The sequence below is a fragment of the Aeromicrobium sp. PFPM2_SD2 genome (genome assembly GCF_057364525.1).
The window spans coordinates 1-651 of sequence record NZ_JBNFNZ010000761.1 but is presented as its reverse complement, the minus strand read 5'-3'; the positions used below and the strand labels follow the sequence as shown (position 1 = coordinate 651).

The window sequence follows — 651 nt, the reverse complement described above, 5'->3', positions numbered from 1 at the left end:
CACAAGCAGGAGTCCGGTATCAGCCCTAACTTTGTACACTCACAGGATGGCAGTCACCTGAGGAAGACTGTAGTCCACACCCACCGAAAGTATGGCGTGATGTCCTTCGCAGTGATTCACGACAGCTTTGGGACAATCCCGGCAGACGCTGAGTTCCTGTTCAAGGGAGTCCGTGAGACGATGGTTGATACCTACCGCGACAACGATGTTCTGCAAGACTTCTACGAGCAGTTCGAGGACCAGCTTCACGAGAGTCAACGCGACAAGTTGCCTGCGCTACCGAAGCGCGGTAAACTGAACATCGAAGACATTCTGTTTATCTGACTTTTGCATTCGCCTAAGGAGGCAACTACATGAAATTCGCACACAAGCAAACTGGCGTTAAAGGCGGTACTCAAATCGTGACCGTGACCGAACATAATGGCAAAGGTCTGGTAAAGACCACGGTAATCCCAACCGAGATGTCAAAGCAGCTTAACGTCCCATTCAAGTGGCTGGTGCAGCAGGTCGAGGAGTCACACGAACAGGCATTGACCGAGGTGGTGACGAAAATGACAGACCTACAGTTACTGGCCTTTGTGGCTGGGAGCACTAGCAGTATTCACTTTAATCCAACGCAGAATAGGTTAACTAAAACTATCACTATAGGAT

At 49.9% G+C, this 651-nt stretch carries 2 protein-coding genes; both read left to right on the top strand.

Features of this window, described 5'->3' with window-relative positions; genetic code table 11:
* On the top strand, positions 1–324 hold a 324-nt coding region (locus AC2W7G_RS17950), incomplete at its 5' end, for a DNA-directed RNA polymerase (RefSeq protein ID WP_485869627.1).
* Between the two features lie 29 nt (positions 325–353).
* Positions 354–651, top strand: a 298-nt coding sequence (locus AC2W7G_RS17945) for a hypothetical protein (RefSeq protein ID WP_485869626.1), incomplete at its 3' end; no start/stop codon positions are given.